This is a genomic window from Novosphingobium sp. BW1, from assembly GCF_008107685.1.
Classification (GTDB): domain Bacteria; phylum Pseudomonadota; class Alphaproteobacteria; order Sphingomonadales; family Sphingomonadaceae; genus Novosphingobium.
On the sequence record NZ_VIRF01000074.1, the window covers coordinates 38,215 to 64,627 of the forward strand.

General features: G+C 66.1%; 24 protein-coding genes. 7 read left to right on the forward strand and 17 right to left on the reverse strand.

Annotated elements, in window-relative coordinates:
* Positions 1-202 precede the first annotated feature (202 nt).
* Entirely contained in the window at positions 203-1,054 is an 852-nt protein-coding gene (locus FMM79_RS11860) for a DUF3298 and DUF4163 domain-containing protein (RefSeq protein ID WP_240339131.1), read from the forward strand.
* Positions 1,055-1,096: 42 nt separating this feature from the next.
* Entirely contained in the window at positions 1,097-1,927 is an 831-nt protein-coding gene (gene map / locus FMM79_RS11865) for a type I methionyl aminopeptidase (protein WP_148627688.1), read from the forward strand.
* On the opposite strand, the gene FMM79_RS11870 is transcribed toward map, so the two are convergent.
* The 8 genes from FMM79_RS11870 to FMM79_RS11905 all read right to left on the reverse strand — a co-directional run bounded on the left by FMM79_RS11870 (position 1,918) and on the right by FMM79_RS11905 (position 12,371).
* A complete protein-coding gene (locus FMM79_RS11870; RefSeq protein ID WP_148627689.1) occupies positions 1,918-2,700 on the reverse strand; it encodes a DUF3142 domain-containing protein in 783 nt (260 codons plus the stop codon). The genes map and FMM79_RS11870 overlap by 10 nt on opposite strands.
* Positions 2,670-4,763, reverse strand: a complete 2,094-nt coding sequence (locus tag FMM79_RS11875; RefSeq protein ID WP_162528496.1) for a hypothetical protein — start codon at positions 4,761-4,763, stop codon at positions 2,670-2,672. Before FMM79_RS11875 ends, FMM79_RS11870 begins: the two co-directional genes overlap by 31 nt.
* A 217-nt stretch (positions 4,764-4,980) precedes the next feature.
* Positions 4,981-7,254, reverse strand: a complete 2,274-nt coding sequence (gene pnp, locus FMM79_RS11880; RefSeq protein ID WP_148627691.1) for a polyribonucleotide nucleotidyltransferase — start codon at positions 7,252-7,254, stop codon at positions 4,981-4,983.
* 259 nt (positions 7,255-7,513) lie between these two features.
* Entirely contained in the window at positions 7,514-7,783 is a 270-nt protein-coding gene (rpsO, locus tag FMM79_RS11885; protein ID WP_148627692.1) for a 30S ribosomal protein S15, read from the reverse strand.
* A gap of 5 nt (positions 7,784-7,788) precedes the next feature.
* Complete coding sequence (truB, locus tag FMM79_RS11890; protein WP_148627733.1) at positions 7,789-8,706, reverse strand: tRNA pseudouridine(55) synthase TruB; 918 nt, start codon at positions 8,704-8,706, stop codon at positions 7,789-7,791.
* 142 nt (positions 8,707-8,848) lie between these two features.
* On the reverse strand, positions 8,849-9,712 hold the full coding sequence (locus tag FMM79_RS11895) for an undecaprenyl-diphosphate phosphatase (protein WP_148627734.1): 864 nt from the start codon (positions 9,710-9,712) through the stop codon (positions 8,849-8,851).
* Positions 9,713-10,013: 301 nt separating this feature from the next.
* Entirely contained in the window at positions 10,014-10,853 is an 840-nt protein-coding gene (locus FMM79_RS11900; protein ID WP_148627693.1) for an arginyltransferase, read from the reverse strand.
* A 264-nt stretch (positions 10,854-11,117) separates the two neighbouring features.
* Positions 11,118-12,371 (reverse strand): threonine ammonia-lyase, encoded by a 1,254-nt coding sequence (locus tag FMM79_RS11905; protein ID WP_148627694.1) that lies wholly within the window; start codon positions 12,369-12,371, stop codon positions 11,118-11,120.
* A gap of 125 nt (positions 12,372-12,496) precedes the next feature.
* On the opposite strand from FMM79_RS11905, the gene FMM79_RS11910 reads away from it, so the two are divergent.
* Positions 12,497-13,465 carry an NAD(P)-dependent oxidoreductase gene (locus FMM79_RS11910; protein WP_148627695.1) on the forward strand — a complete coding sequence of 323 codons (969 nt, stop codon included), beginning with the start codon at positions 12,497-12,499 and terminating at the stop codon, positions 13,463-13,465.
* Positions 13,466-13,494: 29 nt separating this feature from the next.
* Positions 13,495-15,219 carry an amidohydrolase gene (locus tag FMM79_RS11915; protein ID WP_148627735.1) on the forward strand — a complete coding sequence of 575 codons (1,725 nt, stop codon included), beginning with the start codon at positions 13,495-13,497 and terminating at the stop codon, positions 15,217-15,219.
* A gap of 131 nt (positions 15,220-15,350) precedes the next feature.
* On the opposite strand, the gene tatC is transcribed toward FMM79_RS11915, so the two are convergent.
* The 9 genes from tatC to FMM79_RS11960 all read right to left on the reverse strand — a co-directional run bounded on the left by tatC (position 15,351) and on the right by FMM79_RS11960 (position 22,865).
* Positions 15,351-16,148 carry a twin-arginine translocase subunit TatC gene (tatC, locus tag FMM79_RS11920; protein WP_148627696.1) on the reverse strand — a complete coding sequence of 266 codons (798 nt, stop codon included), beginning with the start codon at positions 16,146-16,148 and terminating at the stop codon, positions 15,351-15,353.
* 15 nt (positions 16,149-16,163) lie between these two features.
* Entirely contained in the window at positions 16,164-16,625 is a 462-nt protein-coding gene (gene tatB, locus FMM79_RS11925) for a Sec-independent protein translocase protein TatB (protein WP_148627697.1), read from the reverse strand.
* A gap of 21 nt (positions 16,626-16,646) precedes the next feature.
* The gene (locus FMM79_RS11930) at positions 16,647-16,889 is read right to left on the reverse strand and encodes a twin-arginine translocase TatA/TatE family subunit (RefSeq protein WP_148627698.1); all 243 of its coding nucleotides are present in this window, start codon (positions 16,887-16,889) and stop codon (positions 16,647-16,649) included.
* A gap of 66 nt (positions 16,890-16,955) precedes the next feature.
* Positions 16,956-17,606 (reverse strand): SMC-Scp complex subunit ScpB, encoded by a 651-nt coding sequence (gene scpB, locus FMM79_RS11935; RefSeq protein ID WP_148627699.1) that lies wholly within the window; start codon positions 17,604-17,606, stop codon positions 16,956-16,958.
* Complete coding sequence (locus FMM79_RS11940) at positions 17,603-18,388, reverse strand: ScpA family protein (RefSeq protein WP_240339137.1); 786 nt, start codon at positions 18,386-18,388, stop codon at positions 17,603-17,605. Before FMM79_RS11940 ends, scpB begins: the two co-directional genes overlap by 4 nt.
* A gap of 78 nt (positions 18,389-18,466) precedes the next feature.
* Positions 18,467-19,480, reverse strand: coding sequence for a beta-N-acetylhexosaminidase (gene nagZ, locus FMM79_RS11945; protein WP_148627700.1), 1,014 nt, complete (start codon positions 19,478-19,480; stop codon positions 18,467-18,469).
* Positions 19,481-19,584: 104 nt separating this feature from the next.
* Positions 19,585-20,529, reverse strand: a complete 945-nt coding sequence (locus FMM79_RS11950; protein ID WP_240339132.1) for an SPOR domain-containing protein — start codon at positions 20,527-20,529, stop codon at positions 19,585-19,587.
* A 3-nt stretch (positions 20,530-20,532) separates the two neighbouring features.
* Positions 20,533-22,281, reverse strand: coding sequence for an arginine--tRNA ligase (argS, locus tag FMM79_RS11955; RefSeq protein ID WP_148627701.1), 1,749 nt, complete (start codon positions 22,279-22,281; stop codon positions 20,533-20,535).
* 227 nt (positions 22,282-22,508) lie between these two features.
* Positions 22,509-22,865: a DUF4168 domain-containing protein gene (locus tag FMM79_RS11960; RefSeq protein WP_240339133.1), complete on the reverse strand. Its 357-nt coding sequence runs from the start codon at positions 22,863-22,865 to the stop codon at positions 22,509-22,511.
* A 378-nt stretch (positions 22,866-23,243) separates the two neighbouring features.
* On the opposite strand from FMM79_RS11960, the gene FMM79_RS11965 reads away from it, so the two are divergent.
* The 3 genes from FMM79_RS11965 (at position 23,244) to miaB (ending at position 26,404) form a co-directional block, all read left to right on the forward strand.
* Positions 23,244-24,143 carry a bestrophin family protein gene (locus FMM79_RS11965; protein WP_148627702.1) on the forward strand — a complete coding sequence of 300 codons (900 nt, stop codon included), beginning with the start codon at positions 23,244-23,246 and terminating at the stop codon, positions 24,141-24,143.
* 151 nt (positions 24,144-24,294) lie between these two features.
* Entirely contained in the window at positions 24,295-24,969 is a 675-nt protein-coding gene (locus FMM79_RS21630; RefSeq protein ID WP_205466644.1) for a hypothetical protein, read from the forward strand.
* Positions 24,970-25,057: 88 nt separating this feature from the next.
* Positions 25,058-26,404, forward strand: coding sequence for a tRNA (N6-isopentenyl adenosine(37)-C2)-methylthiotransferase MiaB (miaB, locus tag FMM79_RS11975; protein ID WP_148627703.1), 1,347 nt, complete (start codon positions 25,058-25,060; stop codon positions 26,402-26,404).
* Positions 26,405-26,413 lie beyond the last annotated feature (9 nt).

Below are 26,413 nucleotides of genomic sequence, written 5' to 3' on the forward strand. Positions count from 1 at the left end.
CATATCTAGACCCGCCTTCGCGCAAAGGGCAATTGCCCATTGCGCCCGCGGGCGTGGGGCGATGCGCCATCGCAGCCCCGTCGCAGGCGCCCTCTATCCCCAGCGGGCGTGCGCTCAGGCTGGATTCAGGCCGCTGCGTGCTTCATGCTCCCTCTTCAAGGCCTTACGGGGCACCACGAACACCGGACAGGGATTAGGGACGATGCGCGCGAAGCTGGCACTGGGATGCGCCGGAACACTGGCACTGATGGCTGGCGGGTGCAGCGGCACTGCGGCGCCGGACGCCAGCGGAACGGCAAGCCCGCCTACAGCCTCGGACACCGCGCTCCCCCCGCAGGACGAGGCCAGCGCACCCGCACCCGAGGTGGACGGTCCCGCCGTCGATGTGGCCGACCTCAACCTCGAGGAAGACACCGACTTGTACGAGTTCCAGTTCTCCTACCCAGCCAAGGCCGCCGCTATTCCCGAACTCAAGTCCTGGTTCGAGGAGCACCGCAGCGCCGCACGGGCCGAGCTGGCAAGCTCATCCAAGCGCGACCGCGAGGAGGCGGAAAAGACCGGCTACCCCTTCCGCGCCCACAGCTTCGGGGCGAACTGGCAGGTCGTGACCGACCTTCCCGACTGGCTTTCGCTGTCTTCGGAATTTTACACCTTCAGCGGCGGCGCCCACGGCATGAGTGGCTTCGACGCCCGTGTCTGGAACCGCAAGACCGGAACGCTCCAGCGCGCGACCGACCTCTTCACCAGCCTCGAGGCGCTTTCGGGTGCCCTGCGCAAGCGGTTCTGCAAGGTGCTCGACGACAAGCGCATCGCCCGGCGCGGTAGCCCGCTCGATCCCGGGGGTACCTTCAGCGAGTGCATCGATCCGGTACGCCAGACGGTGCTGCTGGGCTCCTCAAACGGCGCCACCTTCGACCGCATCGGCTTCCAGATCGCGCCTTACGAGGCAGGCCCCTATGCAGAGGGCAGCTACGAGATCACCCTGCCCGTCGACGGCGCCGTGATGCGCGCGCTCAAACCGCAGTACCGCGCCAGTTTTTCGATACCGGACTGAGATCTTCTCGCATTTCGTGCGCCCTCCCGCTATGGGAGGGGCATGACCGAATACCAGACTGTGGAACCTGACGACCAGGCCGTCCTGCGCGACGGCACCATCAAGCTGCATGGCGCAGAGGCGTTCGAAGGCATGCGCAAGGCCGGGCGGCTCGCCGCCGAGATCCTCGACGAGATCGCCGACATGGTGCAGCCGGGCGTGACCACCGCCGCGATCGACGACAAGGTGCGCGAGATGACCCTCGATGCGGGCGCGGTTCCCGCCACGCTGGGCTACCGCGGCTACCAGCATTCATGCTGCATCTCGATCAACCACGTGGTATGCCACGGCATCCCGTCGGACAAGACACTCAAGGACGGGGACATCCTCAACATCGACGTGACCCCGCTGCTCGGCGGCTGGCACGGCGATAGCAGCCGCATGTACTTTTCGGGCGAGCCCTCGCTCAAGGCCCGCCGCCTGGTCGAGGTGACCTACGAGTGCCTGATGATCGGCATCGAACAGGCAAAGCCCGGCAACCACATCGGCGACATCGGCGCGGCAATTCAGCAGTACGCGGAATCGCACCGCTACGGCGTTGTGCGCGAATTCTGCGGCCATGGCCTGGGCCGCCTGTTCCACGATGCCCCCGAAGTCGTCCACGCCGCGCGCGCGGGCACCGGCGCAGAAATCCGCCCGGGCATGCTCTTCACCATCGAGCCGATGATCAACCTGGGCAAGCCGGCGGTGAAGCTTCTCAACGACGGCTGGACCGCAGTCACCCGCGACAAGTCGCTCTCGGCGCAGTTCGAGCACTCGATCGGCATTACCGAGGACGGCTGCGAGATCTTCACGCTGAGCCCTGGCGCGCGTCACAAGCCGCCTTACGCCTGAGGCGCGCCTTCGCCGGCGTCCCCGCTTCCGACCAGGAACACCACGTAGCCGCGAAACCCCGCCCCGGCTTCCAAGCCGGGCGGGGCACGCCACTCGCCGCCCTCGACCAGCCCGACGCGGTAGGGCAGGCCCAGGCGCTCGAGCGAGGCCAGGTAGCGTTCGTAGCCGGGGATCGTCGCGCGGCCCTGGTAGGTCTGGACCACGATTTCATCCACACAGTCGGCAAGGCTTGCGAGCGCATCCGCTGAACCTCCTGCACTCCAGTCCATCATCCCGGTGATGCCCAGCTTGAAGCGCGCGGGCAGACGCGCGCGCAGGCCTACGAGAAACTGCGCGTATCCGGCGAGCCCGTGCGTCGCAGCATCGAAATCGATCTGGAGGCCCTCCACCGCATTGCCCGCTGCGGCCCAGCGGACGAGCTGGCCCAGCACCGCTGTGTAGAGCCCTTCCTCCCAGTCGAGCCGCTCAACGCGCAAGCTCATCCACACGCGCGGCTTCAAGGTTCGCGGTACGGCGCGCAAGGGGACATAAACGCTGGCCTGTGCCACGCGCACTTCGCCTCCAAGCAGATAGACAAGGGAGGCTTCTCCCAGCCAGGACGGCGGCGCGACACCCGCCCACAGGAAAAACGCCTCGTGATCGCGCGCGCGGACACGGCCCGGCGCGCGCACTCCGCGCCCGCCACAGGCCGCGAGCAGGAGCGCGAGCGCCGCAACACCTGCGCCCAGCAGCGCGCGGCGGCTTACCAGTAGTACCTGAGCCTGGTCGTCCATCGGCTCTTGGGGTAGTCACGCTTGAGGCGCTGGAACCAGATCTTGCGCTGGCTCTCCTGAACATCGGTCGCGCTGCACGAATTGTTGCCCGAGGGCGCGTAACACATGACCGAGCGGTAGAGCGCATAGGCGCGCTGGTCGGCATTCGCGCGCGCCCCCGCCAGCACCTGCGCATAGATCGCCGCGCGGTCCGTCAATTCGCCCGCAAAGTGCGAGGGCGTACCGCCAAGTTCCTCGCGCCCGCGCCAACGCTCCCCAGCCATGTAGCTATCGAAATTGTTGAGCCGGTAGAAGTCGGCCAGGCACAGGAGTGCGCCCGGATCGGACGCATCGCGCGCCAGGTCCTGGGCCGTTTCGGCCAACGCGGGGCAGGCGAAATCCTGTTGCCAGCGGCCCTTCGTGAAGTTGCCGAGCGGCACCGCACGTGCCGCATCGCGCAGCCATCCCCCGATCCAGCCCTCGCGCCCTGCGCTCTGCGGCACCAGCGCCCGGTCGCGCCCAAAATCAGCAAAGTGCCCGCGCGTCAGGTCCTTGTAGAGGAGCGTCATGACCGCGACCTCGCGTTCCAGCGCACTCGTGGCGCCCTTCGCCTGTGCGCGCAGTGTCGCGGCACCGGCGACATGCTCCAGGACAATGGCGCGAATCTCGGGCACCTGTACGGGACTCCGGTCGGCAAAGACCTTCGCCAGTTCGCCGCTGCGCTCCCAGTGGTGGGCCAGCGCAAGTTCGATGGCCGGGCGCTGAAAACGCGGGTCCGCGCCTTTCGCCAGTTGCTCCCAGAAACCCACCGCGTTGGAATCGCCCAAGGCCTCCAGGGCAAGGCCGCGCAGCATCTGCGCGCTGAAGGCCAGCGGCGTGTAGTGCGTCTTGCGCGCCTCGTCGGGCAGGAGCTTCAGGACGGCGGCATAGTCACGGCGAACATGGAAGGCCTGCGCGGCCTGGAGGTACGTGTAGAGCGCGCGGTGCCCGGCAAAGTGCGGCGCCTGCGCGTCGAGTTCCGCCGCGTCCAGCCGTGCGATACGCCGCTCGGACATCACCGGCTCGCTTGCGCGTAGACGCAGCAGGTCCCAGGTCGCGAGGCTCAGCGCGCTGTCGATTTCACCGTCCCCGGCCGCCTCGAAGAAGAGCTTGGTGTCGATTTCCTCGATCAGGTGGGCGGCTGCGGGGTCGGAGGTGCTCTCCCGCTCCAGCAGTGCGGCATAGGCTCGGGACAGTTGAGGCCGCTGGCCGCGAAGCCAGAAGGCGCGGCGCGTCAGCCCTCGCGCGGAGGACGCATAGCGCCCTTCGGGATAGGTGCGCAGATACTTCTCAAGTGCAGCCTGTCCCTGCGCGGCCAGTGCGGCATCGGTCTTCGTGTTGTCGTACCAGCCCCATTCATCAATGGCGGGCACCTGCGCGGCGGCGAGCGCGGTGCGCGCCTGCATGTAGAGCGCGGTCTCGGCCACCCAGCCCTGCCCGCTGTCTTCCAGCCCCCTGAACGTGGCGCGCGCGGCGGCGAAGTCCTCGGCGTAGAAGGCCCGCGCGCCCTTGAGGTAGGCGAGATAATCGCGCCCTGCCGGGCTGGTAACAGAGACAGGCCAGGAGAACGGCTCCTGCGTCCCGTCGCACGCCGCCTTCAGATTTCTGCGTGCGCCGACAAGCGCCCCGCGTTCGGCCTCGGAAACGGATGGCGTGTTTGCCAGAGCTGCCGCGAAGGCCTCGCCCCCGCTGGCAAGCGTCTGGCACAAGGTGCCGCTATAGGCTGGCAGCGGCCAGGTCTGTTCCTCGGCCTGCGCGCCGGGCCAGAAACCGGCGCGCATGGCGTCCCAGGTAAGAAATACATGGCCGAGCGGCGCCGTTTCCCAGGAACTCGCGGGATAGCCGGCCTCCTTCGGGATACCGCCCCCCGCTTCCATCATCAGCCAGGAGAGGTTGGTGCGGGTGTCGTTGCGAGCCGACAGGAAGGGAACGCCAGCACATTCGTAATCGGAGAGGCCCAGACGCCAGCTTGGCGCACAGCCGAAGTCCCCGCTCGCGCCCGCCCCGCTCGCCACCCCCAGGGCCAAGGCCATCGCGGTGGCCATTGCCAGAGCCCTGCGCCCACTCGATCCCCGCATCGTCGTCGTGCCCCTACCTGCCAGCGCAGTGTTCCCGCTCCTGCGAATACTCTGCCGGGAACGCCCCCCACAAGTCCATAGGACAAAAGAAAAGGCCCCGCTTTCGCGGGGCCTTTCCAAGTTCATTCGGACAGGTCCGAAGTGGCGATCAGTCTTCCTTGAGGCCGCTGATCGCCCCTGACGATCAGTCTTCCTTGAGGAACGCAGGCATGTGGCCCGGATCGCCACCTTCGTTGCCACCGCGCGGACCGCGGTCGCGACCCCCATCACGGCCACCGCGGCGCGGACCACGGCGATCACCGCCACGGCCACCGCCGTCACGGTCGCCGCGCGGCGCCTTGGGCGGACGGGTGTCTTCCAGTTCCTCACCGGTTTCCTGGTCGACGACGCGCATCGAGAGGCGGACCTTGCCACGGTTGTCGATCTCGAGAACCTTGACCTTGACCTCCTGGCCTTCCTTGACGACGTCGGTCGGCTTTTCGACGCGCTCGTTCTTCATTTCGGAGACGTGGACGAGGCCGTCCTTGCCACCCATGAAGTTCACGAAAGCACCGAAGTCGACGATGTTGACGACCTTGCCGTTGTAGATCTTGCCGACTTCGGCTTCCTCGACAATCCCCTGGATCCAGGCCTTGGCGGCCTCGATCTGGTTGATGTCCGAGGAGGAGATCTTGATCACGCCTTCATCGTCGATATCGACCTTGGCGCCGGTCTCGGCGACGATCTCGCGGATGACCTTGCCGCCGGTGCCGATGACGTCACGGATCTTCGACTTGTCGATCTGGATCGTCTCGATGCGCGGCGCGTGGGCCGAAAGCTCGGTGCGGGCCGAACCCAGAGCCTTGGTCATTTCACCCAGGATGTGCGCGCGGCCGGCCTTGGCCTGCTCAAGCGCCTTGCCCATGATTTCCTTGGTGATGCCGGCGATCTTGATGTCCATCTGCATCGTGGTGATGCCGTTCTCGGTGCCTGCGACCTTGAAGTCCATGTCGCCGAGGTGATCCTCGTCGCCCAGGATGTCCGAGAGAACCGCGAAGTCATCGCCTTCGAGGATCAGGCCCATGGCGATGCCCGAAACCGGACGTGCCAGCGGAACGCCCGCGTCCATCATCGAGAGGCAGCCGCCGCAGATCGTCGCCATCGAGGACGAGCCGTTCGACTCGGTGATGTCCGAGAGGATGCGGATGGTGTAGGGGAAGTCTTCCTTGGCGGGCAGCACCGGGTGCAGCGCGCGCCAAGCCAGCTTGCCGTGGCCGATTTCGCGGCGGCCAGGCGCACCGAAGCGGCCCACTTCACCGACCGAGTAGGGCGGGAAGTTGTAGTGCAGCATGAACGAGGAGTACGACAGGCCTTCGAGGCCGTCGATCATCTGCTCGGCGTCCTTGGTGCCCAGCGTGGTGGTGCAGATCGCCTGCGTTTCACCGCGGGTGAACAGCGCCGAACCGTGAGTGCGCGGCAGGAAGCCGACCATCGATTCGATCGGGCGGACCTGGTCGAGCTTGCGCCCGTCGATACGGGTGCCGTCCTTGAGGATGGCGCCGCGAACGATTTCCGCTTCGAGCTTCTTCATGGTCTTGATGGCGACCATCTGGGTCTGCGCCGATTCCTCGCCGAAAGCTTCCTTGGCCTTGGCGCGCGCCTCGTTGAGGGCCTTGGAACGGGCCGACTTGTCGGTCAGCTTGTAGGCCGCGGCAACGTCCTTGCCGACAGCCTTCTTCAGCTTCGCCTTGATGTCGGCCGTGTTGTCCGACAGGTCGATTTCCCAAGGCTCCTTGGCGGCCTGCTCGGCAAGGTCGATGACCAGGTCGACGACCTTCTTGCACTCGTCATGCGCGAACATGACAGCGCCCAGCATCTCATCCTCGGTCAGCTCCTTGGCTTCCGATTCGACCATCATCACCGCGTTGCCGGTGGCGGCGACGACGAGGTCGAGACGGCCGTTTTCAAGGGCGGCGGTCTGCTTGGGGTTGAGCGTGTACTCGCCATCCTCGAAGCCGACGCGGCACGCGCCGATCGGGCCCATGAAGGGCACGCCCGAGATGGTGAGGGCAGCCGAAGCCGCGATCATCGCAACGATGTCGGCCTCGGTTTCGCCGTCATAGCTCAGGACCTGGCAGATGACGTTGATTTCGTTGTAGAAACCTTCGGGGAACAGCGGGCGCACCGGACGGTCGATCAAGCGGCTGGTAAGCGTTTCCTTTTCGGTCGCGCCGCGCTCACGCTTGAAGAAGCCGCCGGGGATACGGCCCGCCGACGAGAACTTCTCCTGGTAGTGCACGGTCAGCGGGAAGAAGTCCTGGCCTTCCTTCACCGACTTGGCGGCGGTTACCGCGCAGAGCACCACGGTTTCGCCATAGGTGGCGAGAACGGCACCGTCCGCCTGGCGGGCGATGCGGCCGGTTTCGAGAGTGAGGGTCTTGCCGCCCCACTCCATCGATACGGTCTTGACGTCGAACATAGAATATTCCTCAGCCCGCCGGCCCTATTGCCTGCGGGATTTACTGCCGGGGATGCCGTCCCGGTCCGGTACGGGGCCTGTCATGCCCCGAAGGCCCCTCGCCGGATTGCGAGGATACCTGTCTATTTCGGTGCCCGGGCCGGCCATGCGGCCCCGGCGGGGTCTTCCCTAGCACAACGAGGAACGCAGGTGGATAGGTCCCGTACGCATGCCGGAAATATGAAACGGCCCGCCAGAGGCGGGCCGAAACATTTGGCTGTTACTTACGCAGACCCAGCTTCTGGATCAGGTTGTTGTAACGCTGCACGTCCTTCTTCTTGAGGTAGGCCAGCAGCGAACGACGCTTGTTGACCATGGCGAGAAGACCGCGACGCGAGTGGTTGTCCTTGTGGTGCGCCTTGAAGTGCTCGGTCAGGTTGCGGATACGCTCGGTGAGGATCGCGACCTGAACTTCCGGAGAACCGGTGTCGCCCGAAACGCGGGCGTTGTCGGTGATGATTTCCGTCTTCTTTTCGGCAGTAACCGTCATGTCATTCACTCCGCGACATCTGTGAGGTTGAACCCCCGGACCACGCGGACATCGCCGTGTGAAAGCTCCACCAGCGCGACCGGAAGCGAATCCTGCCGTGCCCAGTAAAGCCCGTCATCCTGGGGCATCCCGGTCAGAACGCGGCCCTGTCGGACCGCCCTTGCCTGCTCCGGGTCGAGGTCGATGGCCGGGATGTCGTCCAGCCCCGCCTCCAGCGGCAAGAGTATCTGTTCAAGAGGCGCGCCCTTACCGACTTGGTTCAATTTGTCCAGCGAAATCGCCCCCGAGAGGTCGAAGGGCCCGGCCTTGATCCGGCGCAGCATCGTCACCGTGCCGCAGCTTCCCAGCGCGTGCGCGATGTCGCGCGCCAGACTGCGGATGTAGGTTCCCTTGGAGACATTGGCCTGCAACGTCACCCCGTCCCGGGCATCGAAGCCATGGATCTCAAGGGCATGGATCGTGACCTCGCGGGACTTGAGAGTGACCTCCTCGCCCGCACGCGCCAGATCATAAGCCCGCTTGCCCTCGATTTTGAGCGCGGAATAGGCGGGCGGGACCTGGGTGATGGGGCCTGTGAACTGCGGGAGGACCGCCGCCAGCTCCTCCGCACTGGGGAAGACGTCGCTCGTCGCAATCACCTTGCCCTCGGCATCGAGCGTGTCTGACTCTTCGCCAAAACGCAGCGTGAAGAGATAGGTCTTGTCGGCATCGAGCATCCGGCCCGTCAGCTTGGTCGCCTCGCCCAAAGCGATGGGAAGAACCCCGGAGGCCAGTGGATCGAGCGTGCCGCCATGGCCCACCTTGACCCCGCCCTTGAGTTTTACGTTGAAGCCCGCTTCGCGCAGGTTGCGCTTGACCGCGGCGACGGCCTGCGTGGAGCCCAGCTCCACCGGCTTGTCGAGAATAATCCAGCCATGGGGCATCAGCGCACCTCGGAATAGGAAAGTCGGGCGTTCATCGTCATGGCGCCCCAAGAGGTAATGCACGCGAGCTTGTCAACACGGGCGGGCCTTGCGGTCAGGCCCGCTCCTCAAGGGACATGCGCGCCCAGACCACGACCTGCCGTCAGACCGCGGGCAGGAGGCCCAGGCTCACTGCGATAAGGATCGCACCGCCCGCAACGATCCGATACCATACGAAGGGCATGAAACTGCGGGTCGAAATGAGCCGCAGGAAGCCCACGATCACGAAGTAGCCGATGACGAAGGCGACCAGCGTGGCCGCCGCGGTCTGGGCAAAGTCGAACGGCCCGAAGTCACCCCAATGCCGGATCAGCTCGTAGAAGCCGGACGCCAGCACGGCGGGGATGGCCAAGAGAAACGAATAGCGCGCGGCCGCCTCTCGCGTGAAGCCCAGAAACAGGCCGACACTGATCGTCCCCCCCGAACGCGAGACTCCCGGAATAAGCGCCATCGCCTGAGCAAAGCCGAGCAAAATACCGCTGCGCAAGCCAAGGTCATCAAGGTCCCGGCCCCGGCGGCCGATGCGATCGGCGACGCCAAGGACGATGCCGAACACGATGAGCATCGAGGCCGTGATGTAGAGATTGCGCAAGGTCCCCTCAATCGCGTCCTTGAAAGCGAGGCCCAGGATGGCGATCGGCAGGGTTCCCAGAATCACCAGCCAGGCCATGCGGACATCTTGCGCTTCTGCTGCACGCTTGCCGGTGGGCGAACGCAGCCAGGCGAACGCGATGCGCCAGATATCCTTACGAAAATAGAGCAGCACGGCCGCTTCGGTGCCGATCTGGGTGATCGCGGAAAAAGCCGCGCCCGGATCCTCGCCTGAGGGCAGAAGCGCCCCGACGATGCGCAAATGCGCGCTGGAGGAAATGGGCAGGAACTCGGTCAGTCCTTGGACGATGCCAAGCACGATCACTTCGAGCCAGGACAGGAATTCAGGGGAAATAGCTCTTCTCCAGACGGGCATGCGCGGTGGGACGTTCACACGAAGGATGCGCAGACGAGGGCCTTGATAGCGTCCATTTTTAATTTTGTAAGGAGGGCAAAGCACCCTGTCCGCTGCCAAAGATCACCACAAGGCGCTCGAACGCGGCCAGAGTGCCGAAACCCGAACACGGGGTGGCGAACACAGGCGCGGCACGCACGGGCGTGAACCAGCGCATCTGAATTCATGCGAATCGGGGAATGTGCCGCGCAGAACGCGAGGGTGATGATCCCCGGATCATTCCCCGTGCGCCCCGACCCTGCCCTTCCGGCGCGGCTCAGGATCAATCGCGCGCGATCGCGGTCATCCCGTCCTTGCCCGTGGTCGTACCCGGGCTGGCATCTTCGCGGTGTCTGGCGACGGCCTCGGAGATGAGGCGGTCCTGCTCTTCGGGGGCCATGCGCTCCCACCCGGCGCGGCCCAGCTTTTCCAGCGGGCGGTAGCGGACCTTGTACTGCATGCGCGCCGAACCCTCGACCCAGTAGCCCAGGTACACGAAGCCCAGCCCCATCTCGGTCGAGCGTCGGATGTGGTCGAGAATAATGTAGTTACCGAGGCCCTTGCGCGCGCTGGCCGGGTCATAAAAGCTGTAGATCATCGAGAGCCCGTCGCACTGCCGGTCGGTCAGGCAGGCCCCGATAAGGCGGCCCGGCGTCACCCCGTCCTCGGACGGTTCGCGGTATTCAACGACGTAGCTGGTGACGGGCGTATGCTCAACCATGTCGGCGTAGTCGATCTCGTCCATCGCGGTCATCCCGCCTTCGGGATGGCGTTCGGCAAGATAGGCCTGAAGCAGCTCAAACTGCTCGCTGGTGGACCAGGGGCGGCAGACGGTGACGACCAGATCGTCATTCGCCCTGAGCGCGCGCTTCTGCGAAGAGGAGGCGGCAAACTCGCTGGCGACCACGCGCACCGAAATGCAGGCGCTGCAGTCGATGCAGGAGGGGCGGTAGGCGACGGTCTGGCTGCGGCGAAAGCCAATACGGCTGAGCGCATCGTTCAGGGAATCCGCATGTGGCCCCTTGAGCTCTGTGAACACCTTGCGCTCGCTCCGGCCCGGCAGATAGGGGCACGGCGCGGGGCTGGTCACGAAGAAGCGCGGAAATCGAACCGGTGCCGTCACGGGGGCGCTGCGTCCTCTTGTTTCTTACCTGCGTGGTCGATCAAGGCACCACGAAGGCTCCTTGTTCCGGCAAATATGCAGGAGCATATCCGCCGTTGAAAGCGTTTTAACCACAAAAGTGGCGCAAGCGCTTCCGGGATCGCGTGAAATTTACGCCATCCCGGAGCCTTGTCCCGGATCAGGCCGGGTTTCACCCCAAGTATTCACACCCAGGTCGCTGTGCGGAGCCGCACGGTCACCAGATCGCGGTCCCGGACCCGAGGTTCAGTCGGTCTCGACCCGGCGCACTTCGTAGCCCTCGCGGTGAAGTGCGGCGATCAGCGCGTCGAGCTGCGCCGAATCGCGCGCTTCGCACTCGATCTCGGTCACCAGCCCCTTGGCGGGCAGGTGCGTGAAGATGCGCTGGTGGAAGACCTCGATTATGTTCACATTCTGCTCGTGAAACACCTTGGCCACCTTGAACAGCGCGCCCGCGCGATCCTGCAGGCCTATGCGCAGGCGTGCGAGGCGGCCCGAACGGGCGAGGTCGCGCAGCAGCACGTTGGCGAGCAGGCGCGTGTCGATGTTGCCGCCCGACAGCACGATGCCAACCTTGCGGCCCTTGAACAGGTCGCGGTTGTCCATCAGCGCGGCCAGACCGCAGGCGCCCGCGCCCTCGACCAGCGTCTTCTCGATCTGGAGAAGCAGCGCCAGCGCGCCCTCGATCTTGGGCTCGCTGACCAGCAGGATGTCGTCGAGCAGGCCTTTCAGGGTGCGCGAGGTGAACGCGCCGGGCGAGAATACCGCGATGCCCTCGGCCAGCGTGTCTCCGCCGATCGGCAGGTTCATCCCTTTGAGGGCGTTGTACATCGAGGGGTAGAGCTGCGCCTCGACGCCGTAGATCTTCATCTCGGGCTTGAGCGCACGCGCAGCCGTCCCCATCCCTGAACTTAGGCCACCCCCGCCGATCGGCACGACCAGTGTATCGAGATCGGGCACGTCCTCGAGCATTTCGAGCGCCACCGTGCCCTGCCCGGCCGCGACGTGCGGATCATCGAAGGGGTGGACGAAGGTGTAGCCGTGCTCGGCCTCCAGCTTGCGCGCGTGGGCATAGGCATCGTCGAAGCTCTCGCCCTCAAGGACGACCTTGCCACCCACGCTCTCGGTCTGCATGACCTTCACGAGCGGAGTCGTGCGCGGCATGACGATGGTGACCGGGATGCCCAGGCGCGTGCCATGGTAGCTCAGCCCCTGCGCGTGGTTGCCCGCCGAGGCTGCGATCACGCCGCGGCTCTTGCGCTCCTCGCTCAGCTGCATGAGCGCGTTGAGCGCCCCGCGTTCCTTGTAAGATGCCGTAAACTGGTGATTTTCGAACTTGAGCCAAATATCGGCGCCGGTAATTTCGCTGAGCGTCTGGCTGCGCATCGTCGGCGTACGGACAATATTGCCAGAAATACGCCCCGATGCCGCGCGGACATCATCGAGGGTCAGGACCGCGTCTGCGGCCGTTTCGGCAGGCTTCGATACAGGCTGTTCCATCCGGGGGCGCCTAAAGGAATTACCGGGGAATTGAAAGGCGGCAAAGGGCCGCCTATCCTCTCGACTGGGCGCAGCGCCGTCGCACGACGGTTTGCATTTGGCCAAAACACGTTAAGGACAAGGCCATGACCGAACAGATAAGTGATGCACACGCCGAAGAGCCGCAGACCGGCGAGGAAACCGCGCCGGAGCGGCCTCAGGTGGAGCCGCGCAAGGTCTCCTTCATCGGCCTTGGCGTGATGGGCGGCGAAATCGCGCGGCACATTGCCGAGGCGGGCCACGAACTGACGATCTACAACCGCTCCCCCGACCGGCTGAAGCGCTGGCAAGAAGAGAACCCGGGCCTCGCCTCGCGCGTGGCGGCCAATCCCGCGCACGCCGCGCTTGACGCCGATGTCGTCATCACGTGCGTGGGCAACGATGATGATCTTGCCGACGTGGTGCTTGGTCCCAACGGGGCCTTTCGCACGATGCGCAAGGGCTCGACCTTCATCGACCACACCACCGTCTCGGCGCGCATCGCCCGCCAGATCTCGGTCGAGGCCCGTGACCTCCAGATCCAGTGCGTCGACGCGCCGATGACCGGCTCGCAGATCGGCGCCGAGCAAGGCACGCTCACACTCATGTGCGGCGGGCGCGACGCGGCCATCGAGGCCGCCCGCCCCGTCATGGAGGCCTACTCCAGCCGCATCGTCCACGTCGGCAAGGCCGGTGCGGGGCAGACCGCGAAGATGGCCTGCCAGATCTGCATCGCAGGCAACATCGCGGCCCTCGCCGAGGCGGTTCGCTTCGCGCAGGCCTCCCACCTTGACATGGACAAGGTCTACGAAGCGATTTCGGGGGGTGCGGCGCAGTCCTGGCAGATGGACAACCGCTGGTCCTCGATGGACGCCGACGAATTCGACTTCGGCTTCGCCATCGACTGGATGCGCAAGGACCTGGGGCTCAGCCTCGAGGAAGGCCGGGGACTGGGTGTCTCGCTCCCCGTTGCGGGCCTCGTCGACCAGTTCTTCGCCGAGATCCAGGCCATGGGCGGCGGACGTCTCGACACGAGCGCCATCGTCAAGCGGCTGCCGAGGAAAAGCCGTCCGTGACATTCGTTCGCCGTGCGGTTCTGACCGCGATGCTGGGAACGGCGCTGATTGCCGTGCCCGCCGAAGCCCGCAAGAAAAAGAAGGCCGAGGAGGTCGAAAAGCCCGTCCCCGGCACGCTCATCGACAACATCGAGGGACTCTCGCCCGACGGCAAGGGGGGGGTCGAGCACTTCGACGGCTTCCTGATCGCCCCTGACGGCCACGTTGCCGAGGTCTATCACGAGGGCGAAAAGCGCCCGAAGTACGCCGACTACCGGCTCGATGGCGAGGGGCAGGTGGTGGTCCCCGGCATGATCGACGCGCACACGCACGTCATGATGCTGGGCTTTTCCAAGCTGACGCTTGACCTGTCGCAGGCCCACTCGCTCGATGAGGCGCTCGCGCGCATCGCGGCCTGGACCGCGGCCCATCCCGAGGCGCCCTGGATTCTGGGCACGGGCTGGAACGAGGTCGAGTGGGGATTGGACCGCCTGCCCACCGCAGCCGAACTCGATAGCGTTACCGGCGGCAAGCCCGCCTGGCTGAGCCGCGTCGATGCGCACGGTGGCTGGGCCAACACCGCCGCGCTTGAAGCGGCCGGGATCACTGCCAATACCAAGGACCCCAAGGGCGGGCGCATCGCGCGAACCGCTGGGGGCGCGCCCGAGGGCGTCCTTGTCGATGCGGCGGCCAAACTGGTCGAAGCCAAGCTCCCCGCCCCGCGCCCCGAGGACCGCGACGCCGCGCTCGCCGAAGCCCAGCTTGACTTCCTCAGGAACGGGGTCACCGCGGTTGCCGACATGGGCACCAGCATCGAGGACTGGCAGGCGTTCCGCCGTGCCGGCGATACCGGACGGCTGCGCGTGCGCATCGTCTCCTACGCTGATTCGATTGCCAACATGGAGCTCATCGGCGGGCCCGGCCCCTCGGCCTGGGTCTACGATGACCGCCTGCGCCTCAGCGGCGTAAAGCTCTTCCTCGACGGCGCGCTCGGCTCACGCGGGGCCTGGCTCAAGGAACCTTACACGGACGCTCCCGAAACGCGCGGCCTGCCGCTCCTGTCGCAGACCCAGCTTTCCAACATGATGAGCCGCGCCGCACTCGACCACTTCCAGGTCGCGGTCCACGCCATCGGCGACAAGGCCAATTCGGTCGTGCTCGACGCGCTCGACGAGCTGTCGCACACCTACACCGGAGACCGGCGCTGGCGCATCGAACACGCGCAGATCCTTGACCCCGCCGACATCGCGCGCTTTGCCGAGCACGGTGCCATCGCTTCGATGCAGCCCCAGCACGAGGCGAGCGACCGCACCATGGCCGAAGCGCGGCTGGGCCCGGGGCGCCTGTCCGGCGCCTACGCCTGGAAATCGCTTACGAACGCCGGAGCCACGCTCGCCTTTGGCTCGGACACGCCGGTCGAACCCGCACGCCCCTTTACCGGCATGGCCGTTGCCGTGACCCGGCAGAGCGCGGACGGTCAGCCCTTCGGCGGCTGGCAACCGCAGGAGACGATCTCACGCGAAGCGGCCCTCGCGGCCTACACCACGGGCGCGGCCTACGCGATGTTTGCCGAGGATCGCCTAGGGCGCATCGCCAAGGGCTACCGCGCGGACTTCCTGTTCGTGGACAAGGACCCGATGACGGTCAGCCCCGAGGCCCTGCGCACGCTCACGGTCAAGGAGACCTGGATCGGCGGCCAGCAGGCGTGGGCCGCAGAAGCAAGCGCCAAGAGCGAGGAAGCGCTGCGGCCCGAGGAAGACGATGAAGAACGGTAAAGGGAAATCCGAGGGCCATCGCCCTCAGTCTCCCCGAACTATCGACCTCAAGGCTCTCAGGCTGTCGTAGCCGAGAAGGGTGCGGTCGCCGATTTCGGGGTCAGGGGGCGAAGGCCCCTTGAATCATTCTCTTACTCCGCCGGAGCCTCGGCCGGGTCACCTTCCGCGACTTTCGCATCGCGCCGTTCGGTGAACCACATAAGCAGCAGCGTGCCCTCAAACAGCAGCAGCAGCGGCACCGCAAGGAGGACCTGCGAGATCACGTCGGGCGGGGTCGCGATCGCGGCCACCACGAAGATCCCGACGATCACGTAGCGGCGTGCGGCCACGGCCTGCGTGCGGGTGACGATCCCGGCGCGGTTGAGCAGCATCAGCAACACCGGCAGCAGGAAGCTGACGCCGAAGGCGAGGATGAACTGCATGACCAGCGAAAGGTAATCGCCCGTCCCCGGCAGCGCCTCGAGCTGGAGGCCGCCGGCGCTCCCCTGGAAGCCCAGGAAGAAGTGGAAGGCGGTCGGCATGACCACGTAGTAGGCCAGCGCCGCGCCCATGGTGAAGAGGATCGGGGTTGCAATCAGGAACGGCAGGAAGGCCTTCTTTTCCTTGGCGTAGAGGCCGGGTGCGATAAAGGCCCAGATCTGGTTGGCGATCACCGGGAAGCTGAAGAAGAAGGCGGCGAAGACCGCGATCTTCACTTCCACGAAGAAGGCTTCGTAGAGCTTGGTGTAGATCAGCTTGCCTTCACCCGCGGGGAAGGCGGCGGTCAGCGGGCGAACCAGGAAGCCGAAGATGTCGTCGGCAAAATAGAAGCAGATGCCGAAGGCAACGCCAAAGGCCAGAAACGCGCGCACGAGGCGCGAGCGCAGTTCGACGAGGTGATCGAGCAGGGGAGCCTGCGAATCGTCGATGTCGGAAATCTTGAAGGCCATGGCGCGAATGCTCGATCAGGACGCGGGGCGGGCCGGGTCGGAGGCCGGCACGGGTTGGGGCTCGGACGCGGGTTCCGGCGTCGCTGCAGGCGGCACAGGACCTACGCCGGAGGGCGTGGACGCCGGTTCAGGCGCGGGCAGCGCCTCGGGCTCTGCCGGGGCGTCACCCTCGACGTTGTTCGCCTTTTCGGCGTCGGTCTTGGCCTTGCGCGGCGCTTCCATGTCCTCGGCGGTCGGCAGCTTGGGGGCCGCCTTCATGATCGCCTCGTTCTGTTCGCGCCACTTCTGCTCCATCTCCTCGAGTTCGGCTTCGCGCACCATCGCGTCGATCCCGGCGCGAAAATGCCCCGTGACCTTGCGCAACTTGCCGATCCAGCGGCCAGCCGTGCGCATCGCCAGGGGCATGTCCTTGGGCCCGATGACGACGACCGCCACGATGACGACCATCAGGAGTTCCGTGGCTCCGATATCCAGCATAGCCGTATCCGGCCGTCAGGCTCAGGCCTGGTCGCTCTTGGTGGTTTCGCTCGCGCTGGGCGCGGGGTCGGCCGAGGTGATCTGCGCGGGCTTGGCATCCGACTTGGTGGGCTTGGCCTCCTCCTCGTCCTCGTTCATGCCCTGCTTGAAGCTCTTGATGCCTTTGCCGAAGTCACCCATGATTTCGGAGACCTTGCCGCGACCGAACAGCACGAGCACGATCACAAGGACAATCAGCCAGTGCCAGATCGAGAAGCTACCCATTATCCCAACTCCAAAAATACGTGCGACCGATTCCGGCCCTTCACGGGTCATCTAGGCGTTTTCCAACTAAGTTGAAAGCCTGTCATCGTTTAGACCCGGTTCGGTCGCAGGAAGGTCACCTTCTTGGGTTTCCGCTGAAATTCCGGGTCGCAATGCGTCCTCTACCATAGCATCATCGACCGCTTCGAGCAGCCCCGCGGCCCGCAATTCGTCAAATCCAGGCAATTCCTTGCGCGAAGACAGCCCGAAATGGGCGAGAAACGCGTCCGTCGTGGCATAGATCACGGGCCGTCCGGGCACCTCCCGGCGCCCTGCCGTGCGCACCCAGCCCGCCTCGATCAGCACGTCGAGCGTCCCCTTAGCGGTCTGCACGCCGCGGATAGCCTCGATCTCGGCGCGGCTGACGGGCTCGTGGTAGGCAACCATGGCCAGGACCTCGGTTGCCGCGCGCGAGAGGCGGCGCACCTCCTCCTTCTCACGGCGCAGGAGGTGGGCCAGATCGGGTGCGGTTTCGAAGTGCCAGTGGCGTCCCCGCTCAACAAGCCGGATGCCGCGCCCTTGGTAGTGCGCCTGAAGCGCCTGGAGCGCCGGACGCACCTCGCCATCGCCCAGGTGCCGCGAGATCTGCTCGGCCGTCATCGGCGCCTCGGCCGCGAAGAGCGTCGCCTCGACCGCGCGCTCCATCTCGCCGGGCGCAGGAATATCCGGCTCGCTCATGTCGGCAGCGCTCGCACCTGGAGGGGCCCAAAGACGCTCTCTTGCACCAATTCGACCTTGCCCGCCTTCGCAAGCTCCAGCGCCGCGACGAAACTGGAGGCGAGCGCGGACTTGCGCAACTGCGGATCGGCCCAGTCCTCCTTGGAAGGAGGCACGAATTCGCGCAATTCCATCCAGTCCAGGGCGACGCCCACCATCGCCGAGACCCGCGCAATCGCACTGTCGAGGCTCATCACCCTACGCTCGCGCACGTGGTGGACGGCGGGCTGGGCACGCAGCTTCACATCGCCATAGGCGCGCACGAGGTCGAGCCAGGAACACTGCCAGGCGTTACGCTTCTCCACCCGCAGTCCCTCGGGCGCACCGCGCCGGAAAACATCGCGCCCCAGCCGGTCCCGCCCCATCAGCCGGGCCGCTGCCTCGCGCATGGCGCCCAGGCGCTGGAGGCGCAGTTGCAGGCGCATCGCCAGCTCCTCGGGGCTGGGATCGGGTTGCTCCTCCTTGGGCAGCAGCAGCGAGGACTTGAGATAGGCGAGCCAGGCCGCCATCACGAGATAGTCCGCCGCGATTTCCAGGCGCATCTCGCCCGCCGTGTCGATATAATCGAGATAGGCATCGACGAGTTCGAGGATGGAAATGCGGCGCAGGTCCACCTTCTGGCGCCGCGCGAGATCGAGCAGGAGGTCGAGCGGCCCTTCCCAGCCCTCGATTTCGATATAGAGCGCCTGGCGGCGCTGTTCGGCGGGCGAAACTGCGTCCCAAACTGCCTCGGCTTCGCCCAACGCAATACCGGGATCACGCTGGCCCGATCCGCGGAGCTCGGCACGCGAAGGCGAAGGCTCGCCGTCCCCGACCACGCCTCAGGCGACGCCCTGCGCCAGAAGCGCTTCGCGCCGGGCGACGAGCGCTGCATGATCACCGGTGCCCGCATCCTCGGGGCAGGACGCCATGGCCCTCTCCAGCCGCGCGCGCGCTTCCGGCGTGATCGTGGGCAGCGCCTTGGCGATCCCCACCATGTCGTCCATCTTCGCCCAGCAATTGAGCGCGATATCGCAGCCTGCCGCAATCGCGCGCGCGGCGCGTTCGGGCAACGAGCCCGAAAGCGCCTCCATGTCGAGATCGTCGGTCAGGAGCAGCCCGTCAAAGCCGATGCGCCCGCGGATGATCTCCTGCACCACGAAGGGCGAGAGCGTGCCCGGATTGTCCGCGTCCCAGGCGGTGTAGCGCACGTGCGCGGTCATGCCGATGGGCGCGTGCGCCAGCGTACGGAAAGGCCGCAGGTCAACCTCCAGCTCCTCCGCGCTGGCGGTGACGGTGGGCAGTTCCTTGTGGCTATCGGCCATGGCGCGTCCGTGGCCGGGAATGTGCTTGATGCAGCCCAGCACGCCTGCACGGGCCAGGCCGTCAAGCGTCGCGCGGCCCAAGGCCGCGACGCGCATCGGATCGTGGCCAAAGGCCCGGTCGCCGATGACGTCATGCGCACCCTTCTGGCGCACGTCGAGCGAAGGGTGGCAATCAACCGTGATGCCCGCTTCGGCAAGATCCAGCCCGAGCGCCTCCCCGTTGGCGCGCGCGGCCTCGATGGCGGTGGCGGGCGCGTGGTCGTACACGCGGTCGAACACCTCGCCCGGCGGATAGGCGGGCCAGACCGGCGGCTTCATGCGCGCGACGCGCCCGCCTTCCTGGTCGATGCAGATGAAAAGATCGTCGCGGCCATGCAGATCGCGCAGCGCATCGGTCAGCGCGCGCAGCTGGGCGCGGTCGGCGACATTGCGCCCGAAGAGAATGTAGCCGGCCGGGTCGGCGTCGCGGAAGAAGGCGGCTTCATCCGCCGTGAGGACGTGCCCCGAAAGGCCGAAAATCGCAGGAACCATGCCGATTTATCGCCCAATCCGCGCAGGCAGGCAAGCCGCGCGCGCGCGCGATGTGTGGACGAGCGCCGGACGGGAACGCTGCCCCGCCTGCGGCGATGCTCCGCTCAGTTCTTGACCTGGCAGGCGAGGCCAGCGCCGCGCATGTCCGCGCAGAGCGCCTTGGCCGCCTTGAGATCGCCCGGAAGCGCCTGAAGACGATAGACCGTACCGATGTCGGCCTGGCCCTGCACCACGCGGTGGCTCATATCGCCAAAGGGCGCGTACTGGCCTTTCAGCGTCTGCCAACCCTTTTCTGCCCCCTCGCGCGATGTGTAGGCGCCGACCTGAACTCCGACGCCGCTTGGCGCGGCGGGCTCTTCTGCCTTGGCCGCAGGCACGGGCTTCGACTGGGGCGCGGCAGCACTGGACTCGGCCTCGTCCAGGCCATCAAAGCCTGGCCCGGGAAGTTCCTCCTCGGCGATCTGAGGTGTGCGCGACTGGCCTTCGGCCACCGCGAAGCTGGTGTCGCCAGTTCCGCTCACGACTTCGCCGCCCGGATTCTCGGGACGGGTCTTGTAGGGTTCCTCGGGCGCCTCGATCACGCCGCCATCCGCGACGAGTTCCTCGTCCGAGCGCCCGGCGAGCGCCCACAGGATGCCGCCGCCCAAAAGAGCAATGGCCACAAGCGCGGCCAGCAAGAGGATCGTGGTCTGGCCCACCCCACCGCGTTCGTCCTCGTAGTCCTCATCGTCGCCTTCGAGCCAGGGCAGGCGCATCTCGCCATCGCCCAGATCCAGTTCCCTCGCGCTCTCCGGCGAATCCTGCGTTGCCGAGCCGAAGCTGGCGGCAACCCCGGCAGCCGGGGCGGCGCCTGGCATGGGGAAGGGATCGGCGTCCTCACCGAAGGGATCGGGCCCGAAGGGATCGGGCTCGGCACCGGGCGCCTGCGGATCGGTGCCCAGGCCATTGGCGGAGGTCCAGGCCCCTCCCGCACCTGCGCCCGGGCCTGCGCCCGATCCATTTGCCGCGGACATGCCGTCCTCAGTCCTGTCCGAAGCCCCGTGCGTCATAAATCACATTTCCTCCACGGCCTCGACGCCCAGAAGCGCCAGGCCGTTGCGAATGATCTGCCCCACCTGCACGGCCAGGAATAGCCGCGCGGATGTAAGGTTAACGTCCGATGCGTTAACAATCCGCTTTTCCGGACTATCGTTACCCAGGTTATAATACCCATGGAATGCGGCAGCCAGATCGTGGAGGTAGAACGCCACGCGGTGCGGTTCACGCGCGGCCGCAGCCGCCTCGATCACGCGCGGGAACTGCGCGAGCAGCTTGGCCAGCTCCAGATCATCCTCGCCCAGGAGCGCGACGTGCTGGGCCGAAGCCACCGTGTCGAGATCGGCCTTGGCCTTGCGCAAGATCGACTGGATGCGCGCGTGGGCATACTGGACATAGAAGACCGGGTTGTCCTTGCTCGTCTCCACCACCTTGGCAAAATCAAAGTCCATCTGCGCGTCGGGCTTGCGGGTGAGCATGGTGAAGCGCACCACGTCCTTGCCCACTTCCTCGACCATGTCGGCGATGGTGATGAAGTTGCCCGAACGCTTGGACATCTTGACCGGCTCGCCGTCGCGCAGGAGCTGGACCATCTGCACCAGCTTGATCTCGAAGGGAGTTGCCTCGCCTTCTGCCCCCGTCATCGCCTTGACCGCGGCCTTGATCCGCTTGACGGTGCCCGCATGGTCCGCACCCCAGATGTCAACGAGCGCGTCGGCACTCTGCGCCTTCTGGAAGTGGTAGGCGAGGTCGGCGCCGAAGTAGGTCCAGGTGCCGTCCGACTTCTTGATCGGGCGATCCTGGTCGTCGCCGAACTGGGTCGACTTGAACAGCGGCAGCTCGACCGGCTCCCAGTCCTCGGGCGTCTTGCCCTTGGGCGCTTCGAGCACGCCGTCATAGACAAGGCCGCGTTCGCGCAGCCACACCTCGGCCTCATCGGGCTTTCCGCTGGCCTGCAGCTCGGCTTCCGAGCTGAACACGTCATGGCGGATGCCCAGCTGTGCAAGGTCGGCGCGGATCATGTCCATCATCGCAGCGACCGCCTTCACGCGGAACAGGGCCAGCCACTCCGATTCGGGCGCCTCGGCGTACTGGTCGCCGAACTCTTCAGCGAGCTTTGCGCCCACCGGCTTCAGGTAGTCGCCCGGGTAGAGCCCCTCGGGGATCACCGCCTCGCCAAGGCCGAGCGCCTCGCGGTAGCGGATGTGCGCCGAGCGGGCGAGGACCTGCACCTGCGCGCCCGCGTCGTTGACGTAGTATTCCTTGATGACCTTGTGGCCTGCGTATTCGAGCAGGGTCGCCAGCGCATCGCCGACCACCGCGCCGCGGCAGTGCCCCATGTGCATGGGGCCCGTCGGGTTGGCCGAAACGTACTCGACGTTGACCTTGCTGCCTCCGCCCAGGGTCGAGCGGCCGTAGTCTGTGCCAAGCGCTGCAATCGCGCCCAGTTCGTCGATCCACGCGGCAGGTGCCAGGCGCAGGTTGATGAAGCCCGGCCCCGCGATCTCGGCAGAAGTCACCGCATCGAGCTTCGAAAGCTCGGCGACGAGCGCCTCTGCAAGGTCGCGCGGCTTGATCTTGGCAGGCTTGGCCAGGACCATCGCCGCGTTGGTCGCCAGGTCCCCGTGGGAGGGATCGCGCGGCGGCTCGACCGTGATCGCGCTTCGCTTCAGTTCGCCCGGCAGGGTTCCGGCGGCTTCCAGCGCGTCGAGTGCGGTCGAAAGGTGGCCTGCAAAGGCAGCGTAAAGGGTCTGGATCGTGGTCATGATGGCGCGCGGATAGCCCAAGTTTGCGAAAAGGGGAACAGGCCGTAGCGCCCCCGATCCACGCGCGGCCGCCCGTCCCACGAAAAAAGGCAGGCATCCCGGAGGAGGCCTGCCTTTTCCCTGCCTCCCGGCCCGCCCGTATCAGAGGGGCAAATGGCGGGAAGGAAGCAGCCGGGAGACGCAGCGGCCCCCCGGTCCATGCGGCCCGGCAAGGCCGCCGCATTGCATCACGGATTGCCGGTTGCGGCCGACTGGATGCGCTGCATGAGGGTCGTGTCGCTGCGCGAAGCGACCGCGATCTGGTTGAACTTCTCAGGGGACAGGCCCGAGCTCTGGACGGCGCCAGCCATCTTGGCCTGCTTTTCCTCGGCCGAAACTGCGGTGTCCTTCTGGATGTTCTGGATGCTGACCGCGGCGGTGGCAAACTGCTTCACCTCCTGGTCGCTGAAATCCGCGCTCGAGGCCGCGGCGCCGGGGGCCTGCTGGGGAGCAGGTTGCGGCGCGCTCTGGGCCTGGACGGCACCGCCGGTTGCGACGGCGCCAAGGGCTGCGGTGCCCGCAAGGGCAAGCTTCATGCGGTTCATGTCGTTCTCCGATCGTTTTCGTCACGTTCGAGCCTCAATTTCGGCACGCGAAGCCTCGATGCAAGCGCGCACCTGACACCGCGTGGCTCTCCAGAGACAAAACGAACCCGTTGACAAACAGGCAACAAATTGCGCTGGCAGACCGTTCTCCAGCCGCGACAAATTGGAGGCGACAACAGAAGGACAAGACCTTTCCAAGGGGCCATCGCCCCTTGACACGCGGCAACGGCGACCTCCCGCTTCTCTGCCCCGGTGCCGCGCGGGAGGTGCGGTCGACATTATGGGGAGCTGGAAGACGATGGCCCTCGGAACCCTCTTTCTGATTGGATAGGTTTTCCACCCCCGGCGCGATTCGCGTCCCATCCAGAGCCCTGCCTGATGATCGTACGCAACACTCCCTGCTTCCGCGATGTGCTGATCGCCACTCGCGGCTCGATCCTGCCCCAGATCCTGCGCCCGCTGCTGGTCGTGCTGGCGGCATCGCTGATTGCCGTGCTGATCGGACAGGCCGCGCCATCCTGGCTGGCCCCGCTCCACGCAATGCCCTTCACCCTGATCGGCCTCTCGCTCTCCATCTTCATGAGCTTTCGCAACACGGTGTGCTACAACCGCTGGTGGGAAGGCCGCCAGCTGTGGGGGCGGCTCATCAACGCCGCGCGCAGTTTCGCGCGCCAGACCGCGGCGCTCGAACGCGCGCACGCCGCCCCGCTGCTCGAAACGCTGGCTGGCTTCACCGCGGGACTTGCCGCGCGCCTTCGCGAGGAGGACGAGGTCACCGCCATCGCCCGCTACGCTGCGCGCGACGCAGACTGGACAGGCGCGCCCAATCCCACCGACGCGGTCCTGCGCGCGGTCGGCATGGGCTGCCGCGCGCTCACCGACGCGCGCGTTATCGATGCCATCCACTACTCGGTGCTGGAAAGCCAGCTCAGCGAGATGGCCTCGGTCCAGGGTGGGTGCGAGCGGATCAAGGCAACGCCGGTGCCCTTCTCCTATTCGCTGCTGCTCCACCGCACGGCCTATGCCTTCTGCCTGCTCCTGCCCTTCGCGCTGGTCCCGCAGCTGGGCTGGTGGGCGCCCTTCCCCGCCTTCCTTGTCGCCTATGCCTTCTTTGGCCTCGATGCGCTGGGCGACCAGCTCAGCGATCCCTTCGGCCGCGACGAGAACGACCTGCCGCTTGCCGCCATGGTCCGCACCATCGAGCGCGACCTCCTCCACGCCGCAGGCCACCGCGAACTTCCCCCTGTCATCGAGCCGGACGGCTACGTGCTGAACTGAAGCGCCCTGCACATCTGATGCATCATTTCGGCCACACTCTGGCAAAAGACATTGAAATCAAAATCGGTTAACTACTCTTTTGCCGAGACGACGTCATAGCCCTGCCACGAAGATCTCATGTCGAGATTTTCCTGAAACGGGGGCTCTTCCATTGAAACGCATCGCGACGACTTTCTTCCTGGCTTCGATATTGGCATCCACCGCGCACGCTCAGGACACCGTTCCGGGCGACACCTATCGCAATCCCCTGGCAACACAGGCCGCACCTGCCCTCCTTCCTGCAGCTCCGACGAGGCGCAACGCCGTTCTTCGCGCGGGAACTCCGATTCAGTTCCGCCTGCTCGAAGAGATCACCACCAAGAAGAAGGCCGCAAAGGTCGGACAGCGCTTCCAGCTGGAGGTAGCCGCACCTGTCGAAGTGAACGGCGTCCAGATCATTCCGGCAGGTTCTCCGGCCTGGGGCGAACTCACGAGCGTTCGGAACAAGGGCATGTGGGGCAAGTCGGGAAAGCTTGAAGCCCGGCTCCTGTACTTGCGCGTCGACGGCCGCCAAATCCGCCTGACCGGGAACTTCGATGACAAGGGCGTCACCGGAACGGCCGGGGTGGTCGGGGCCATCGCGCTCGTTCCCGTGGCCGGTTTCTTCATGACCGGGACCAGCGCCGTTCTTCCCAGGGGCGGCCAGGTCGGCGGCTTCATCGACGAAGACGTCGAACTTGCCTTCGCGGCGCAGCCCGTCGCCCCCCTCCAGGTTCCCCTGCCCCAGGGCGGCGAAACAGGTACTGGCGAACCGGCCCTCGACGCCGCGGCAGCCCCCGTCTCCTGAGACCATTGCCCGCCGGGAGCGCCCTTACGTGCCGCTCCCGGCACGTCCCCCTCTTCAAAACCTGCGCAAAGGCGTGTAACGGCGCGCCATGTCCCATTCCGCGTCCACACCTGCGAATCCGAAGACCTACCGGGTCAAGAGCTTTGGCTGCCAGATGAACGTCTACGACGGCGATCGCATGGCCGAACTTCTGGCCGAGCAGGGGATCACCCCAGCGCCCGAGGGCGAGGACGCCGACCTCGTCGTCCTCAACACCTGCCACATCCGTGAAAAGGCAGCTGAAAAGGTCTATTCGGACATTGGCCGCCTGCGCCGCGAGGATGGCTCTTCGCCGCTGATCGCGGTTGCAGGCTGCGTTGCGCAGGCCGAGGGCGAAGAGATCATGGCGCGTGCCCCTGCCGTGAAGATGGTCGTCGGCCCGCAGGCCTACCACCGCCTCCCCGACATGGTGAAGGCGGCCTCGGAAGGTCGGCGCATGACCGATACCGACATGCCCGCCGAGACCAAGTTCGACGCGCTGCCCAAGCGCCGCCGCTCCGGCCCCACCGCGTTCCTCACCGTGCAGGAAGGCTGCGACAAGTTCTGCACCTACTGCGTGGTGCCCTATACCCGCGGCGCGGAAATTTCCCGCCCGCACGCCGACCTCATCGAGGAGGCCAAGCGCCTTGTCGAGGCCGGCGCGCGCGAGATCACGCTGCTGGGCCAGAACGTCAACGCCTGGACCGGCGAGAACGCCAAGGGCCAGGACGTCGGGCTCGACGGCCTCATTCGCGAGCTGGCCGAGATCCCCGATCTTGCCCGCATCCGTTACACCACCAGCCACCCCAACGACATGACGCCCGGCCTGATCGAGGCCCACGGCGATGTCGCCAAGCTCATGCCCTTCCTGCATCTGCCCGTACAGTCGGGCAGCAACCGCGTACTTAAGGCCATGAACCGCGCGCACCAGGTCGAGAAATACCTCACGATCCTGGAAGATGTGCGCAAGGCACGCCCCGACATCGCGCTTTCGGGCGACTTCATCGTTGGCTTCCCCGGCGAAACCGACGCCGAGTTCGAGGAAACGCTCAAGCTGGTCGATACGGTCGGCTACGCGCAGTGCTTCAGCTTCAAGTACTCGCCGCGCCCGGGCACCCCGGCCGCAACGATGGACGAACAAGTCCCCATGCCCGTCATGGACGAGCGCCTAAAGCGCCTGCAGACAGCGCTCAACCGCGACCAGTACGCGTTCAACGCCGCCTCTGTCGGCAAGAGCTGCCAGGTCCTCGTCGAGCGTCGCGGCAAGCATCCCGGGCAGTGGCTGGGCAAGTCGCCTTGGCTGCAGTCCGTACACTTCACAGGCGATGTCGCCGTGGGCGATGTCGTCACCGTCGACCTGGTCGAAGCCGGACCCAATTCCATCGCGGGCGCGCTGAAGGTTCCCGCATCGGCCTGACCCTGCAAC